This window comes from Ruegeria sp. HKCCA6707 (assembly GCF_013033515.1).
GTDB lineage: Bacteria > Pseudomonadota > Alphaproteobacteria > Rhodobacterales > Rhodobacteraceae > Ruegeria.
Genome location: NZ_WQEG01000003.1, coordinates 79,718 through 96,165, shown reverse-complemented (window position 1 = coordinate 96,165; position 16,448 = coordinate 79,718). Strand labels below are relative to the sequence as shown.

General features: G+C 59.6%; 14 protein-coding genes. 3 read left to right on the top strand and 11 right to left on the bottom strand.

What is annotated here, in order from left to right; translation table 11 throughout:
- Nucleotides 1-89: 89 nt before the first annotated feature.
- The 3 genes from GOW40_RS08930 to hemB all read right to left on the bottom strand — a co-directional run bounded on the left by GOW40_RS08930 (nucleotide 90) and on the right by hemB (nucleotide 4,419).
- Nucleotides 90-2,555: a penicillin acylase family protein gene (locus GOW40_RS08930; RefSeq protein WP_171136445.1), complete on the bottom strand. Its 2,466-nt coding sequence runs from the start codon at nucleotides 2,553-2,555 to the stop codon at nucleotides 90-92.
- A gap of 149 nt (nucleotides 2,556-2,704) precedes the next feature.
- Nucleotides 2,705-3,277 carry a YSC84-related protein gene (locus GOW40_RS08925; protein WP_171129760.1) on the bottom strand — a complete coding sequence of 191 codons (573 nt, stop codon included), beginning with the start codon at nucleotides 3,275-3,277 and terminating at the stop codon, nucleotides 2,705-2,707.
- A 143-nt stretch (nucleotides 3,278-3,420) separates the two neighbouring features.
- Nucleotides 3,421-4,419, bottom strand: a complete 999-nt coding sequence (gene hemB / locus GOW40_RS08920) for a porphobilinogen synthase (RefSeq protein WP_171129758.1) — start codon at nucleotides 4,417-4,419, stop codon at nucleotides 3,421-3,423.
- 119 nt (nucleotides 4,420-4,538) lie between these two features.
- Between hemB and GOW40_RS08915 the strand changes: the two genes are divergently transcribed.
- Both GOW40_RS08915 and mfd read left to right on the top strand, forming a co-directional pair.
- Complete coding sequence (locus tag GOW40_RS08915; protein WP_171129756.1) at nucleotides 4,539-5,063, top strand: component of SufBCD complex; 525 nt, start codon at nucleotides 4,539-4,541, stop codon at nucleotides 5,061-5,063.
- A 24-nt stretch (nucleotides 5,064-5,087) separates the two neighbouring features.
- Nucleotides 5,088-8,543 (top strand): transcription-repair coupling factor, encoded by a 3,456-nt coding sequence (gene mfd / locus GOW40_RS08910; RefSeq protein WP_171129754.1) that lies wholly within the window; start codon nucleotides 5,088-5,090, stop codon nucleotides 8,541-8,543.
- Here the strand turns inward: mfd and GOW40_RS08905 are convergent.
- From GOW40_RS08905 to GOW40_RS08885, 5 genes are all read right to left on the bottom strand, one after another.
- On the bottom strand, nucleotides 8,540-9,184 hold the full coding sequence (locus GOW40_RS08905) for an SH3 domain-containing protein (protein WP_171129752.1): 645 nt from the start codon (nucleotides 9,182-9,184) through the stop codon (nucleotides 8,540-8,542). The two genes, mfd and GOW40_RS08905, sit on opposite strands and share 4 nt — an antisense overlap.
- On the bottom strand, nucleotides 9,181-10,845 hold the full coding sequence (locus GOW40_RS08900) for a hypothetical protein (protein WP_171129750.1): 1,665 nt from the start codon (nucleotides 10,843-10,845) through the stop codon (nucleotides 9,181-9,183). The genes GOW40_RS08905 and GOW40_RS08900 overlap by 4 nt, the downstream gene beginning before the upstream one ends.
- Before the next feature lie 51 nt (nucleotides 10,846-10,896).
- Nucleotides 10,897-12,105 carry a multidrug effflux MFS transporter gene (locus GOW40_RS08895; protein WP_171129748.1) on the bottom strand — a complete coding sequence of 403 codons (1,209 nt, stop codon included), beginning with the start codon at nucleotides 12,103-12,105 and terminating at the stop codon, nucleotides 10,897-10,899.
- Nucleotides 12,106-12,179: 74 nt separating this feature from the next.
- Entirely contained in the window at nucleotides 12,180-12,839 is a 660-nt protein-coding gene (locus tag GOW40_RS08890) for a DsbA family oxidoreductase (RefSeq protein ID WP_171230937.1), read from the bottom strand.
- Nucleotides 12,836-14,353, bottom strand: coding sequence for a class I adenylate-forming enzyme family protein (locus GOW40_RS08885; RefSeq protein WP_171129746.1), 1,518 nt, complete (start codon nucleotides 14,351-14,353; stop codon nucleotides 12,836-12,838). The genes GOW40_RS08890 and GOW40_RS08885 overlap by 4 nt, the downstream gene beginning before the upstream one ends.
- Nucleotides 14,354-14,418: 65 nt before the next feature.
- Here GOW40_RS08885 and GOW40_RS08880 point away from each other — a divergent pair, with 65 nt between their 5' ends.
- Nucleotides 14,419-15,042, top strand: a complete 624-nt coding sequence (locus GOW40_RS08880; protein ID WP_171099406.1) for a helix-turn-helix domain-containing protein — start codon at nucleotides 14,419-14,421, stop codon at nucleotides 15,040-15,042.
- Here GOW40_RS08880 and GOW40_RS08875 read toward each other — a convergent pair.
- From GOW40_RS08875 to GOW40_RS08865, 3 genes are all read right to left on the bottom strand, one after another.
- On the bottom strand, nucleotides 15,034-15,264 hold the full coding sequence (locus GOW40_RS08875) for a hypothetical protein (RefSeq protein ID WP_174838429.1): 231 nt from the start codon (nucleotides 15,262-15,264) through the stop codon (nucleotides 15,034-15,036). The genes GOW40_RS08880 and GOW40_RS08875 overlap by 9 nt on opposite strands.
- A 179-nt stretch (nucleotides 15,265-15,443) precedes the next feature.
- Nucleotides 15,444-16,115 carry an MIP/aquaporin family protein gene (locus tag GOW40_RS08870; protein WP_171129744.1) on the bottom strand — a complete coding sequence of 224 codons (672 nt, stop codon included), beginning with the start codon at nucleotides 16,113-16,115 and terminating at the stop codon, nucleotides 15,444-15,446.
- The gene (locus tag GOW40_RS08865) at nucleotides 16,112-16,444 is read right to left on the bottom strand and encodes a helix-turn-helix domain-containing protein (protein WP_171129742.1); all 333 of its coding nucleotides are present in this window, start codon (nucleotides 16,442-16,444) and stop codon (nucleotides 16,112-16,114) included. Before GOW40_RS08865 ends, GOW40_RS08870 begins: the two co-directional genes overlap by 4 nt.
- Nucleotides 16,445-16,448 lie beyond the last annotated feature (4 nt).

Sequence of the window (16,448 nt, the reverse complement as noted above, 5' to 3'; positions counted from 1 at the left end):
TCCTTACCGTTTGGATGCTAGCTTGCCACCCCGCACCCGTCCACCGCGCGCAGTCAAAGCCAGGCGGATCGGCGAAAAACCGGGCGTGGTCAGCGGCGAGGGGTCAGATGGGTGACACCAACAGCCGCCGCACGGGCCAGATCAATGTCCAGCGACATGGGAATATATTCACCCCGGCGCCACAGCTGCGCCTGATCGTCATAATAGCGCGACAAGAAGTGGCCCGATTGCCCGGTTGCTGTGATAAAGACCGAACTGTCAGGATCAGCAAAATCATAGACCCCGCGATAGCCAGCGCCATGCACGTTCTGGAACGGATCCGGCCCTTCGCCCGAGGTACGGCCGCGCAGCAGGGTGTTATCACCGCCACTGGTCGATTGGCGGATATTGACGAAATAGCGCAGAACTGGAACCTCACCCAGAACCGGGTGATCATGGGTGGCCTGATGCGCATCGCCCCAGCGCAGGGCCTCAAGCGCGCCACCATAGCGTTCGGTGATCCAGATCAACGCATCATCCAGCGCCAGACGGGCCATGTCGGTGCACGTCTCAAACGGGGCGCTTTGAAGGACGTCGCACCAGACGGACGCGCCGTCGATGTCGCGATAAACGCGTTCGATGAACAACGGTTCAACATGTTTGAACTCGGCCGCCAGCGGACCCAGCTCATCCGCGATCAGGCGGTTCTGCAAGGCCCGGACCCAGGCGGCATAGATCAGCGGTTCTGGCAGATGCTCGTTCATCTCGCCGTTCCAGTCCGCCAGAAGGTTCAGGGCTGTTTGTCGTTGACGTTCAATCGTGCCTTCGGGGGCGGATTCGCCGGTGAACCACAGATCCGCACCGATCAGAGGCAGCAGCGAGCGCGCGGTAAAGCTGACGGTGTCCAGCTGCGCCTCGATAAAGCTGTCGCGCGTGTGCACCTCGCGCGATTGCATCAGGCGTTCCCAGCGATAGACGCGTTGCGTGTCACCCCATTCATAAGAGACATGGTTGGGGAAGAGCCGGTCGATGATCTTGTTGTTGGTGTTGCCCAGAATGCCTCCAATTGGGGCCACGAATTCGGGGTTGTCTGCATAAGGCAGCCGCCCGTCCCAGCGATTGCGGGTCAGCCAGCCCGGCGTGGGAATGCGTCCGCGGCTTTGATTGTTCAGATCGCGCTTGGGCATGGCGCCGATCAGCTTCATGCCGATCATGTTCCTGTCGACCAGCGACAGGTTTTGCGAGGGCGCGATGAACCCTTCGGCAATCTCGATGGCCTCGCGCACCGTATCGGCATTCATCAGGGCCATCGATGCGGTCATTGAGGTATCGCGCGCGCTGAGCGCCGTCCAGGACAGCGACGCCACATGACCCGGTGGCGTGATGGTTTCCAGATCGTAATCCGTACCCGGCAGCACCGGGCCGTTTTCCGTCCATCGCAGGGTCAAGGTGATTGGGGCCTCATCCTTGATGTCAATGATCGAGGGGCGGGTCTGGAACCGCTTATAGCCTTCGGGTGTCAGATATTCTTCGGGATTTTCAGGGTTCAGCTTTTCGATATGGAGGTCCTGGTCATCCAGATAGGATGAGGTCAGCCCCCATCCCAGCCGGTCGCTGCGGCCCGTCATGATCGCTGGCACTCCGGGGATGGACGCGCCGATCACACCACCTTTTTCCAGCTCGAGCCGCGCCAGATACCAGATGCCGGGCGCGGTGAAACCCAGATGCGGGTCATTGGCCAACAGCGTGCCACCGCTGGCTGATCGCGCAGGTGCTGCTGACCAGGCATTTGACGCGCCAGCCAGGCCCTGTTCCGGAACAGGAGACAAAGGATGGCGCGGGGTCGGCTGGCTTTCGGCAAAGCGGGGCAGGGTTGGGAACAGCGCGGCATATTCGGGCAGCGCGGCAATGCCCTGACCCGGTACATCGGGCAAGATGTCAGCAAGCCGCGCCGGGTCGTTCAGCATCAATGAGGCGCGTGCGCGCAGCACCTCATCTTGTAGATGACCTGAAAGCTGGAGCCCCATCAGCTTGATGATGGCCAGACTGTCACCGGGTTGCCAGGGTGAGACGGGCGCGTTGAACAGGAACATCTCGGGCGCACCACGCCCTAGCGCCATCTCATTGATCTCATCCAGACGCGCATTCACACCTGCGGCATAGGCCCGGAGGGCTGCTTTGGTATAGTCGTCCTGCACCTCGACCGAACGATGGGCCAGGCCATAGAGATCGAAGCGGCGCAACAGCTTGTCAATGCCGACCGTCCGTGCGCCAAAGACTTCGGACAAACGACCTTGTGCCGTCCGGCGCAACACCGTCATCTGCCACAGGCGATCCTGCGCATGGGCATAGCCCAACCCAAAGAACACATCCGGGTCGGTTTGGCCCAGAACATGCGGCACATTTGCAGTGTCGCGCACGATCTCGACCGGGGCGGAAAGGCCTGAGACCTCAAGGCTTTGATCGTAATCGGGAAGGGATTGGCTGGCCAGGAAATAGACCAGCCCGATGGCCGCCAGCGCCAGCAGGATCACCCCTGTTGCAATCCGTATCAACCAGCGAAATACGTGAACCATCAAAGCACCATTACAGACCCGTTGTCCGGGCCAGTTCTACAGGTCCCATTGAGGAATCGAAAGTGGATTGGCTGCTGCAAGCTCAATACCGTAGCGTCGCTGTAGGCGCCCCGCCTTCGCAGAGGGGCGGTCACTTGCGTTTGTTCGGATCAGGGGATGATCCGGGTGTATTTCGTACCCTCAACGGTAGCGCCAAACAGCAGACCCGCCTGACCGAAGATTGCGGCCAAAACCGGTGACAGCAGTGTTGTGGTGTTGGTCGACAGGGTGCTGCCGGTGGAATCCACCACATAACCAATGTCTGCGCCTGCAGTCCAACCGCTGGAGCGGCGGAAATCGTTCAGCGCGTCTTCGGTCATGAAGAACAATACATGGGCGTATTGCTGTGCACCGATCTGAAGACCCGCGCTTCCTTTGACGGCCGAGTAATAGTCGACGGTTGCGCCATTGATGCGCAGGGCACCCTGGCCGAAACCACCGCCAAAGATAAAGCCCGCCTCGGATATCAGCGGCATCACCAGCATACCGTTGGCCTTGTTGGCGATCTCGATCGTGTTTGGATATTTGTCGTACATTTCCGTCAGCGTGGCATCGACGCGCGCATCGATCTGGGCGGCGTTGGTGTTGCCGACCCCATTGCCGCAGGCTGCGGTGAGGGTCATGCCAGCCATGCCAAAGGCAAAGCCGCGACGGCTCAGTCGGGAGGAATTGGAACTGCTCATGTTTTCTATGTCTCTGTAGATGTGCCTGATAGTCGGGTTCACCCGATCTTATGTGCAAGAATACGCCGATTGCGCCGCCCTGTCACGGGAAAGCTGCGACAGGGGCCCTAATGATCGGCGAAAAGTCGCGACAGAGGCGGGTTTTACCTTTGAAGGCGTTTCGCGACCTCCGGGGCGAAATAGGTCAATACCCCGTCACAGCCCGCGCGTTTGAACGCCATCAGGCTTTCCAGCATCACCTTCTGGCCATCGATCCAGCCATTCTGGGCTGCAGCCTGGATCATCGCGTATTCGCCAGAGACCTGATAGGCATAGGTGGGCGCCCCAAAGCTGTCTTTGACCCGACGGCAGATGTCCAGATAGGGCAGCCCGGGTTTGATCATGACCATATCGGCACCCTCAGTGAGATCCCGCTCGATCAGACGCAGGGCCTCATCCGAGTTTGCCGGATCCATCTGATAGGTGTTCTTGTCACCGGTCAGAGCCCCGGATGCACCCACCGCATCGCGGAACGGGCCGTAAAAGGCGCTGGCATATTTCGCGGCATAGCTGAGGATCATTACATTCTGATGCCCTGCGGCTTCCAATGCGTCGCGCATCGCACCGATCCGGCCATCCATCATGTCCGAGGGGCCGATGATATCCGCACCCGCCTCGGCCTGGGCCAGCGTCATCTTGACCAGAGCTTCAACGGTCTGGTCATTGACGATCTCGCCCTCGACCACATAGCCGTCATGGCCATTGATATTGTAGGGGTCCAGCGCCACGTCGGTCATCACCGCGATATCGGGAGCGGCTTGTTTGATGGCGCGAATGGCGCGGTTCGACAGGTTGTCAGGGTTCCAGGCTTCGGCACAGTCTTCGGTCTTCAGCGACGCGTCGGTATAGGGAAAAAGGCAAATCGCGGGGATACCAAGCGCCTGCGCCTCAACCGCAGCCTTGGCAATCAGATCAACCGAACGCCGCATCACGCCGGGCATCGAGGGCACGGGCTCTTCTATGTCCTCACCATCGCGTACGAAGACGGGCCAGATCAGATCATCCGGTGTCAGAGTGTTTTCACGTACAAGACCACGGATAGCCGCCGACTGCCGGGCGCGGCGAAACCGGGTTTTCGGGAAGGGGGCAATGGTAGGTTTCATGGCGCGCGCTCCTTGAACAATCCGACATTGGGTGGCATGAATTCCCGGTAGTCTCAAGAGTGCCAATAGACGCGCCAAGCAATAGCACGTCTAAAGGTAAATGAATAAAGGGTTGGCGCTTGGATTTTTTCTCTTCGATCTTCGAACTGATCGATATGCGCAGTTTTTCGAACCTGTGGTACTGGATTTCGCTGGCGGTCTTGTGGTCGACCGCAAGCCATTGGGCGATGGGCGTTCCATATGACCTTGTCGTGCGCGCCAGACGGGTCGGCGGGCAGTCCGAACAGGATTTGCTGGACATCGTGCGGATCAACAGAAACCGGCTGCTTTATATTTCCGAGGTCTCGGGGCTGGCGATTATTGCCATCGCCTGCTTTTTCCTGACCGGGTTGGCGACCGCCGGGTTTTACTATGATCTGGAATTTGCCCAGGCCGTGTTTTTGTTGCTGTTTCCGATGAGTTTCGTGGGGCTGGTGAACCTGTGGACAGCGCGGAAGCTGAAACAAAACGAAATAAATCTTCAGATTGTTTCCAAATTTCTGACTCGCTGCCGGATAATTACGCAGGTCATCGGGATGATTTCGATCTTGATCACCGCTTTGTGGGGCATGTATCAGAACCTTTCGATCGGCGTTCTGGGCTGACGGATTAGGAAAAGGGACACAGCGATGCAGGCTCCGAACCACGTGACGGTTGGCGGCGCCCCCGAGGGGTATGACGCGCAGCTTGTCCTGAAGGAAATCGCTCGCTCGGGCGGGCCGGTCTGCCATATCTCACGCGATGACAAGCGGATGGAGGCGATGCGCGCCGCGCTGGCCTTTTTCGCGCCCGACATGCCGGTTTTTGTGTTCCCAGGCTGGGATTGTCTGCCCTATGACCGGGTCTCGCCCAATGCCGATATCGCAGCGGCGCGTGTGGCGACGCTGGCGGCTTTGGTGCATCAAATGCCGTCGCAATTCGTGCTGTTGACCACACTGAATGCTGCCACCCAGCGCGTGCCTGCGCGCGAGGTGCTGTGCGAGGCGGCTTTTACCGCGCGGGTTGACCAACGGGTGAACGAGGACGCGCTGCGCAAGTTTCTGGTGCGCATGGGCTTTACTCAAAGCCCCACCGTGATGGAGCCCGGCGATTACGCCGTCCGCGGCGGCATCATCGACATCTTCCCTCCGGGTGAATCCGGCCCCGTTCGGTTGGACTTGTTCGGCGATGTACTGGACGGCGCGCGCCGCTTTGATCCGGTGTCGCAGCGCACCACCGAAAAGCTGGAAGTGGTGGAACTGGCACCAGTCTCCGAAGTCATCCTGGATGAGGCGGCCATCACTCGGTTCCGGCAAAACTATCGCATCGAGTTTGGCGCGGCGGGCACCGATGATCCGCTTTATGAGGCGGTCAGCGCAGGGCGCAAACATCAAGGAATCGAGCATTGGCTGCCGTTTTTCCACGAAAAGCTGGAAACGCTGTTCGACTATCTGCCCGATGCCACGATCACGGTGGATGATCAGGTCACCCCGGCGCGGCTGGCGCGGTGGGACACGATTGCCGATCAATACGAAACGCGGCGTCTTGCGTTGGAAAACCGTTCGCGTATGGACACGGTATACAAGCCGACACCGCCTGCGCTGCTCTATCTGGACGATGCCGCATGGCTGGACGCGACAAGTAACCGCCGCGTGATGCAGTTCAGCCCGCTGCCGCAAGCCTCGGGGCCCGGGGTCATTGACGCGGGTGGTCGGATAGGGCGGAACTTTGCGCCCGAACGACAGCAGGAAAGCGTCAGCCTGTTTGGGGCTTTGGCCAGCCATATCAGTGATAAGCTGACCCAGGGCCCGGTTCTGATCGCGTCTTATTCTGAAGGCGCGCGCGAAAGGCTAAGCGGGTTGATCGAAGACGAAGGGCTGGCCGAGGCGATCCCCGTCGCCGACGGCACCCGGATCGGCAAGCGTGGTCTGCATCTGGCGGTGCTGGCGCTGGAACACGGGTTTGAGGCGCCAGACCTTACGGTGATCGCCGAACAGGACGTTTTGGGCGACCGGCTGATCCGGCAACCCAAGAAGCGCCGCAAGGCCGAGAATTTCCTGACCGAGGCACAATCGCTGTCCCCCGGCGATCTGGTGGTGCATGTGGATCATGGGATCGGGCGCTATCTGGGGATGGAGGTCGTGACTGCTGCGGGTGCGGCGCATGAATGCTTGCTGCTGGAATATGCGGAAAAGGCCAAGCTGTATCTGCCGGTCGAAAACATTGAACTGCTCTCGAAATACGGCCATGACGAAGGTCTGCTGGACAGGCTGGGTGGCGGCGCGTGGCAGGCGAAGAAGGCCAAGCTGAAAGAGCGCATCCGTGAGATGGCGGATCGGCTCATCCGCATCGCAGCCGAGCGTGCCTTGCGCAAAGCACCGGTCATGGACCCGCCACCGCACGCGTGGGAGGAGTTCAGCGCGCGGTTCCCCTATCAGGAAACCGATGATCAGCTGCGCGCCATATCCGACGTGATGGAAGACATGCAATCCGGCGCGCCGATGGATCGTTTGATCTGCGGTGATGTGGGCTTTGGCAAGACCGAAGTCGCCATGCGCGCGGCCTTTGTTGCGGCCATGTCCGGCGTGCAAGTGGCGGTGATCGCGCCGACAACGCTTTTGGCGCGCCAGCACGCGGCCAGTTTCAAGGACCGGTTCCGGGGCTTCCCGCTGGAGGTGCGGCAGCTTTCACGCTTTGTCTCTGCCAAAGAGGCGCAGCAAACCCGCGACGGGTTGGCCCGCGGTACGGTGGATATTGTGGTCGGCACCCACGCGCTCTTGGCCAAGGGCATCCGGTTCAACAATCTAGGCCTGCTGATCATCGACGAGGAACAGCATTTCGGCGTTGGCCACAAAGAACGCCTAAAACAACTGCGCAGCGATATCCACGTGCTGACCCTGACTGCCACGCCGATCCCGCGCACGCTGCAACTGTCCCTGACCGGGGTGCGCGACCTGTCGATCATCGGCACGCCACCCATCGACCGGCTGGCGATCCGCACCTATGTCAGCGAGTTCGACGCAGTCACCATCCGCGAGGCGCTGCTGCGCGAGCACTATCGCGGCGGGCAGAGTTTCTATGTGGTCCCGCGTATCTCGGACCTGCCTGAGATCGAGGAATTCCTGAAAGAACAACTGCCTGAACTGACCTATGTGGTCGCCCATGGGCAGATGGCGGCAGGGGAACTCGATGACCGGATGAACGCCTTTTATGACGGCAAATATGACGTGCTGCTGGCCACCACGATTGTGGAAAGCGGGCTGGATATCCCGACGGCCAACACGATGGTGGTGCACCGGGCCGATATGTTCGGGCTCGCGCAGCTCTATCAGATCCGGGGCCGGGTGGGGCGCTCGAAAACCCGCGCCTATGCCTATCTGACCACCAAGCCGCGCGCGCGTCTGACCGCGACAGCCGAGAAACGTCTGCGCGTTCTGGGCTCACTCGACACGCTTGGGGCAGGGTTGACGCTGGCTTCGCAGGATCTGGACATACGCGGTGCGGGCAACCTGTTGGGCGAGGAACAATCGGGCCAGATGCGCGACGTGGGCTATGAGCTTTACCAGTCGATGCTGGAAGAGGCGATTGCCAAGATCAAAGCTGGTGAGATGGAAGGCCTGTCGGATGCTGACGACCAATGGGCCCCGCAGATCAATCTGGGTGTGCCGGTGCTGATCCCCGAGGATTACGTGCCCGATCTGGACGTGCGCTTGGGGCTCTATCGCCGCCTGTCTTCGCTCTCGACCAAGGTCGAGCTTGAGGGCTTTGCCGCCGAGTTGATCGATCGCTTCGGTACCCTGCCGAAAGAGGTCAACACCCTGATGCTGGTCGTGCGTATTAAGGCGATGTGCAAGCGGGCCGGGATTGCCAAGCTGGATGGCGGGCCCAAGGGTGCGACGATCCAGTTCCACAATGACAAATACGCCTCACCGCAGGGATTGGTCGACTTCATCCAGAACCAGCGCGGGCTGGCCAAGGTCAAAGACAACAAGATCGTTGTGCGCCGTGACTGGAAGAAAGACAGCGACAAGATCAAGGGCGCTTTTGCCATCGCCCGCGATCTGGCGGAAAAGCTGATGGCCGAGAAGAAGAAGGCAAAGGCCTAATCCCCGGTCACGAAGGTGCACAACTGCCACTCGCCGCCGACGGATTTCACAAATGCGGCGCGGTAGCCGACCATGGACCACAGGAAATCGCTGTGCATGAAACCATTGCCGCCATCGGTCAGCACGACCTGTTGGTATTCGGCACCCGGGGTGTAGTTTGGCACGATCACAACCTCATGGCTGATCGCCGCCAGGCGCGTGTCGTCGCGCGACGGGCCAGCCCGGAGTGAGACATTCTCACCGGTGACGAAATAGGCGGTGAACGGATCCAGCGCAGCGGGCAGGGTGATCTGCCAGGGATGCGGCATCCAGAACTCACCCTGATCGTCGAAATAGCCGGGCTGCGACAGGGTATCTTGCAAGGCTGCCCAAAAGGCGTCGCGTTTCAGTTGCGAGGAGGCTGTCAGGTTTTCCCACAATTCGTCGGGGCCACCCAAAGTGCTGTGGCTCAGATAGATGTCAGGGCAGGCCGCAGCCACGATGCCCTCCACATCGCGCGCATCAACCAGGGCACGCAAACTGTCGCGAAAGGCGGCCAAATCGGGGTCATTCGCTGCTTCGTCCACGGGGGGAAAGCTTTGACGCTGGGCCAGGGCCGGGGTGCAGATCAACATGGCCAGCAGCCAGATCAGTGGCTTCATTCAGCAGCCCTCATCGCAGCTTGAGCGCAGAAGCACGAGGCACCCACCGCCCGGTCGGCGCGGGCCAGAGCCAGATCCAGACGCTGTTTGATCTGTTTGATTTCAATCTCTTCCCCGCGTGCCTTCAAGCAATCGTAAAGGCCCTTGAGGCTCCAGACGTTATCCGGGTGGATCGACGCGCGGCTCAGCGTGCCGCCAAGGCCCAGATCCTCACGATAAACAGCTTCGGCCTCGTCCAGATGGCCCTGTTCAAACAGCAAGGCCCCCAAAGCATGGCGTGTCGGCTGCATCCAGCCCCAAGGTTCATCATAGGGCAACGTGTCGTCCAGCTCGACCGAACGGCGCAGATGGACAAAGGCCGCATCGTAGTTGCCTTTGCGATACTCGATCTCACCGCGCAGCATTTCCGTCGCGATTTCAAGCAGATCGATGACGCGGTTATTGTGCAGCCGGCGCGTTTCCGGCACCCGGGCCTTGGCGGCCAGGAACAACTGTTCCTCGGCCTCGGCTGCTGTCACATCGCCGGTCGCAGCCAAGGCAACACCCCGCGCATAGTGGGTCGTTGCGGTCAAGGTTCGATAGAGGTCAGGATCGGAGGGCAGTTCCAGCGCCTTGGCCTCTTCCCATCGACCAAAGCGCACCAGAATATGAGGCCCCATGGACATGTAGCTTTCGAAATAGTCGGCCATGGGCGGGCTTTCGACGCGCAACATGTCTTCGGGTGTGGTCTCCCACATGCCTTGGTTGGCCTGCAAAGCCGGTTCGATCTGACCCAGAAACATGGCGCCATAGATGGCGAAATGATAATTGTGCTGGCGATAGCCCGTATAGATGTTGAACGCGCCTTCGCGGTGGTAATATTTCAAGTCGGCCTCTGAGGCTTTGGCGTTCCAGAACGCGACGTTCTGATAGTGGCCGCACAGCACGTCGATATGGGTCGGCATATGCACAAGATGCCCGCCATCGGGCACCAAGGTCCGCAGGATATCTCCGGCCTTCAGCGCTTTTTCGGGTGTGGGCGACATCTCCATCAAATGCACATAAAGATGCAAGAGGCCGGGATGGGACATCGCCATGGGATCTTCGGCCATGGCGTCTTCCAGAACCTGCTGCGCCTCAAGCGTCGCAGCACCTTCAGCGGGTTGCCCGGTCTTGAGGTCCCACATTTGCCAGGGGGTCAGGTTCATCAGCGCCTCGACATAGATCGTGCGCAAATCCAGATGATTTGGTTGTTCGGCAAAGGCCGCGCGCATGGCATCTGCGAAATCATAGTCCCAACGGTGCATGTCGGGCTCTGGTTCGCGCTGCGGATAACGAGCGGGCAGGGCACGGATCAGTGCTTTTTCAACTGGTGTGCACCCGTCCAACAGTGCCATCGCGTTTTGCGTTGCGTCATAGGCAATGGCCAGGGAATTGGTCTGTCCGTTTTCGTCACGCAATTCCCATGGCAGGTTATAGTTGGGGCCAGCCGCATAGGCGACACCCCAATGGGCCATGGCGCAATTCGGATCAGCTTCGACGGCTTTTTGGAAACAGGCCACGGCCTCGTCATGGTTATAGCCATAGGTCCAGACCAGTCCGCGATCGAACCACAGCTGCGCCTCATGTGATGACGTTGTTACAAGGCAGCTATGGGTGCCCAAGTCATAATCGTAGCTCATCGCATCCTCCCCCCACTGATTGCAGGGGCAGGATAGCGTAATTCACATGATCTAGGCCAGCAGGCGGTTTTCGATCCGGCCCATATGCAGCATCAAGCCAAAACCCAGCGCGCACATGGTCAGGATGCCGATCGTCAGGGGGGCAATCGAACCGTCGAAGAGCTGGCCAACAAACGCTGCAATTGCGGCGGCCAGTACGGTCGCGATGGACCCGATGACCGAGGCCGCCATGCCTGCGATATGGCCCATCGGCTCCATGGCGATGGTGTTGAGGTTGCCCATTGTCACTCCCGCCATGAAGAAGACGGTGGTTTGCCAGACGACAAAGACGGCAAACGAGGCGTCCAACGACAGGTTCGCGCGATTGAGCAGGATCACAATTGTGGTGATGATAATCTGAGCAGCAAGTGCCCATGTTACGATACGGCGCATGCCAAAGCGCACCACAACAACGGCATTCAGCAGGCTGGCAGAGCCTGACATAAGCGCGACGAATCCGAACCAGAACGGAAAGCTCTCGGCCCGGTCATACACCACGTCAAAGATCGGTTGAACCATGGTCAACATGGTGAACAGCAATCCCATGCACAACGCCTGCACCAGGATCGACAAACGCACGGTCGGATGGGCAAACATCTCTTGCACTGCGCTGATCATCAGCGGCAGGCGGAACGGTCGGCGGTTTTCCGGCGCGAGGGATTCCGGCAAACGCCAGGCCATCCACAACACGATGATGGCGGCAAACAGGATGAACGAAACAAAAATGCCCTGCCATCCGAACAAAGCGATCACGCCCGCACCCATCATGGGGGCGATGGCGGGAACAAGGGTAAAGATCATCATGGCGATGGACACGATCCGAGCCATCTCGCGTCCTGAAAATAGATCCCGGATCACGGCCATGGCTACCACACGCGGGCCTGCCGCCCCCAGGCCTTGCACGATCCGAGCGGCCAGCAGCACTTCCAGTGAGGTGCTGGCCCAAGCCACAGCCGAGGCCAGAATATAAAGCGCCGCGCCGCCATAGATCACAGTTTTCCGCCCAACCGCGTCCGAGATTGGGCCGGTGAAGAACGTACCTATCCCCATGCCCAACACAAACGACGTCAATATCAGCTGCGCCTTGTTCGGGTCACCGGGGCTGAGTTCAGCGCCGATTTCAGGCAAGGCTGGCAGCATCGAGTCGATTGAAAATGCAATCGTCGCGAACATCATCGCGATCAGGGCGATAAATTCACCCCGGTTAACGCGGTCGGTCATTGGAAACTCCTTCCCAACCGCGCTATCACGATGGAGCGTCTTGGGATAGGGTTATGGGCGCACAGAGGCCTGTGCTATTCTGTCGGAGACGCCTCGAGCTGAGACATAAGCTCGGTGATGACTTTCGCCCAAAGCTCAGGAGGTTGCGCGCCGGGAACCGCATGCTGGTTGGCCACGATGAAGGTCGGGACCGAGCTGATGCCCATCTGCCGGGAATGGCTGTCGCGGTTGCTGATATCCTCGCGATCCGCGTCCGAGCTGAGCAGTTTCAACACCACAGCCGCGTCCATCCCGACGCTATCGGCGATATCGGCCAGAACCTCGTGATCGCCAATGTCGCGCGCATCGACGAAATAGGCTTTGAACAGCGCATCGATCACCGCCGTTTGCTTGCCTTCGATCCCCGCCCAATGGATCAATCGGTGCGCATCCAGAGTGTTCGGCGTGCGCTTCATCCCTTCGAAGTCAATTGTCAGACCGGCTTTCTCGGCATGCTCTACAACCGGCGCATAGGCGCGCACCGCACCATCTTTGCCGCCAAACTTGCGTTCCAGATACTCCCGACGATCCATACCTCCTTGTGGCATGTCCGGGTTCAATTGGAACGGATGCCACTCGATCACAAAGGGATGGTTGGGGATTTCGGCCAGCGCATTGTCCAGATGTGTCTTGCCGATATAGCACCACGGGCAGATCGGGTCGGACATGATATCGAGTTTCACAGTCTGGGTCATTTGGGCGTCGCCTTGAAATAGGCCGGCAATGCGCGGCGCAGGAGTTTGCCGTTGCCGCCAGTGGGCAGGGTCGGCAGATGAACATAGGCGCGCGGCTGTTTGTACCGCGCAAGCTTTTGCGACACATAGGTGTCCAACGCATCCGCGTCCAGTTCTTCGGGGCCGGTATAGAAGGCTGCTATCACAAATGTGTCCGGTCTGACCTCGACCGCCGCTGCGCCGACCTGAGTGATGCCTGGATGCTGAGACAGCGCGCTTTCGACCTCAACAGGTGAGACGCGATAGCCGCCCGCATTCATCATGTCATCGTCGCGGCCCAGATAGGTGATTTGACCGTCGATAGCCATGGCGCCCTGATCGCCGGTCAGAAACCAGTCACCCGTAAGGCGCGCCTCGGCCTCGTCCGGGGCGTTCAGATAGGTCAGCATCAGACCCGGATCGTCGCGATGAATGGCAATTGTCCCTTCCTGGCCCTGTGGCACTGGTCCATCTTCGCCCAGAATGGCGATGCGTCGCCCGGGTTGCGGTTGGCCAAGGGCGTCACCGCGAGCAGGGTGCGCGGGGCTGGACGAGATGAAGGTGGAACATTCCGACATGCCATAGGCTTCATAAATCGCGGTGCCGGTGGTGTCGTGCCACGCCGCGCGTAGGCTTTGCGCCAGCTTTTCACCGGCGCTGAGCCCATGCCGCAGGTCCGGCAGGTCAGGGAAATCACTCCGCTGCAACATCTTGCGATAAACACCCGGCGCGGCGGCAAAGATCGTGGCGCGATGCGCGCGCAGCAGGTCTGGCAAGGTGGTGATCTCTGTGCCCGGTGCGGGGATCAGGGCGGTGGCGCCGATGGTCCAGGGGTCCATCAATCCGGTGCCCAGCGTGTAGGTCCAGTTGAACGCACCCGCATGGCACAGCCGGTCCTCGGGGCGCAGGGCGTACCACCCGTCGACCATCATCTGCCGCGCCCAGATGGCCCGATGGGCATGGGCCACCGCACGGGGTTTTCCAGAAGTACCCGAGGTATAGACCACATAGGCCATCCGATCCGGGTCACCCAAATCGAAAGCCGCCGGGGGCAGATCTCGCATGGCCTGCAACGCTGGGATGCAGATTTCATTCGGATGTGGTGCGCAGGCCACCAGCGGATCGCGCAGGATGGCCGCAGGCGCAAGATCACTTATCATCTGGGCCGTTTCGCCTTCGGTCAGTTGAGATGAGGTTGGCACCGGCACAATCCCGACGGCGATGGCACCCAGATAGGCGATGGGAAAATCCACCGTATTTCCCAGCCGCATCAGCACGATATCACCTGGGTTCAGACCGGCGCGCAGCAAACCTGTTCCAGTGCCCAGGATGGCGGCTTTTAGCTGCGCATAGCTCCAATCCTCGGACGCTGCGGGCCCCAAGACGGACAGGGCGGTTTTGCCTGCATTCTGATCGGCCCGACGCAAGACATGCGCCGCCAAATTGAACGGTGCCGGGCAGGGATCTGCAGGGCCATGATCGAATAGCGATAGCATAACGTTTGGCTAGCGTGATGGCAGCCGCGTTGCAAGCAGGGGCCACCGGTCCTATAGAGAACCCCATGACACAACGTGACCCAAAATCCCTGATCCGTCTTGCCCGCGACAATGGCGAGGATTCGCATGTTGAACCGCTGGACCTGGGCGCGCGCGTGCGTGAGTTGCGCAAGGCGCGGAACTGGACGCTTGAGCAGGCCGCGTCACAAGCCGGGCTGGCGCGTTCGACGCTCAGTAAGATCGAAAACGGTCAGATGTCGCCCACCTATGATGCGCTCAAGAAACTGGCCACAGGGCTTGAGATTTCGGTGCCACAGCTTTTCACCCCGCCTCAGCGCGATCAGGTCGTGGGCCGGATGACCGTGACCAAACAGGGTGAGGGGACGGCGCACGCCACTGCAACTTATGAGCACGAGCTTCTGGGCGAAGCACTGACCAAAAAGCAGATGCTACCCTATCGCGCGCGGGTTCGGGCCCGGTCGATGGAAGAGTTTGACGGCTGGGTGCGTCATGACGGCGAAGAGTTTCTGTATGTGCTTACAGGGATCGTGCGGCTTTATACCGAGTTTTATGAGCCGGTCGAAATGCGCCGCGGCGACAGCGCCTATTACGATGGCAGCATGGGCCATAACGTCGTTTCGGTTAGTGACGAGGATGCGACAATATTGTGGGTGACGTCGTTAACTTAAACCGGCCTCACGGTTCAGCGCTTCGGTATATAGAAAATCCTCAAGCTCTTCGTGGGCTTCGGTGATCGTCAACTGGTGACGCTCGGCCAGATAGGCCTCGAACTTGCTGCGGTCTTTCGGCGCGCGCGCCATGTCCTTGTCACATAGATTCGGGAACCTGCGCTTTGCGCGCGCGAAAGACGCATCCCAATCCTGCGTCAAATCGGTCCAATTCATCACCATCGAGCTTTCCCATCACTTTTCGTGGCCTTGGACTGCTCTGCCCCCGGTAACAGGTTAGTGACAGTTCGATGAAGCTGCGGACATGACAAAATGTCGCAGGTAAAAATCTTGGCGTTAGAACAAAAAACCCGCAGCGGATGAGGCGCTGCGGGGTGTGCCGGGGTGATGGGTCTTCTGTTTCAGACCGAGCTTTGGGCCTCGGGTTTGAACAGCCAGTTCAAGACAAAATGTCCGATAAAGACTGCAATTATCTGCATTGCGATAAACATCACGATATGGCCTGGATAGATGCCTGCAAAGGTATCCGTAAACCCCCTTGCGATGGTCACCGCGGGGTTCGCAAAACTTGTGGAGGACGTGTACCAATAGGCGCCAGTGATATAGAGCCCCACAAGCGCTGGTACCGTATCAGGCTTGTGCCGAATTCCGCCGAAAATGACAAATAGCAGGCCCAGCGTGGCGACGATCTCTGAAAACCATTGATGCGAACCGGTGCGGTGCAGCGTCTGCGAGGTTTGCAGAATGGGAAGGTCAAACATGTAATGCGCGGCCCAAACCCCGATAATGCCGCCCGCAACCTGAACAAGGATATAAGGTGCCACAGCGCTCCAAGGGTGTTCGCCGCGCAGCGCAAAGGCCAGAGTGACAGCGGGGTTGAAATGCGCGCCGGAAACCGGACCCAAGGTGGTGATGATGGCATAGAGCATGCAGCCGGTTGCAATCGCGTTGGCCAATAGGGCCAGTGCGATGTTCCCGTCGGACAGGGTTTGCGCCATGATGCCCGACCCAACCACGCCGATCAGCAGAAAGGCGGTGCCCAGGAACTCTGCAAAATACTGGCGCGCGGTCATTGGATGTCTCCGATACGCTTGAGTTTTGGGAATACCGCTGTTCTGTCCATGGTCTCAAAGGGTGATGCCAGCAAGCCATCAAACACACCCCGGACAGAGGGCAGGTAGACCGGATCGTGCAGCGAGGTGCCAGTGCGGGTTTGCGCGATCAACCCCGCCGCTTTCAACGCGTTCAGATAGGTCGAAGTGGTGTTGGCCTTCAGCGTCAGCGCTTCAGCGATCTCACCGGCAGAGACGGCATCGGGATATCGGCGCATCAAGAGCTGAAAAAGGTCCAGCCGTTTTGGATGCGCCAATACATTGAGCTTGTCGTAAATCTCTATTTCCATATTT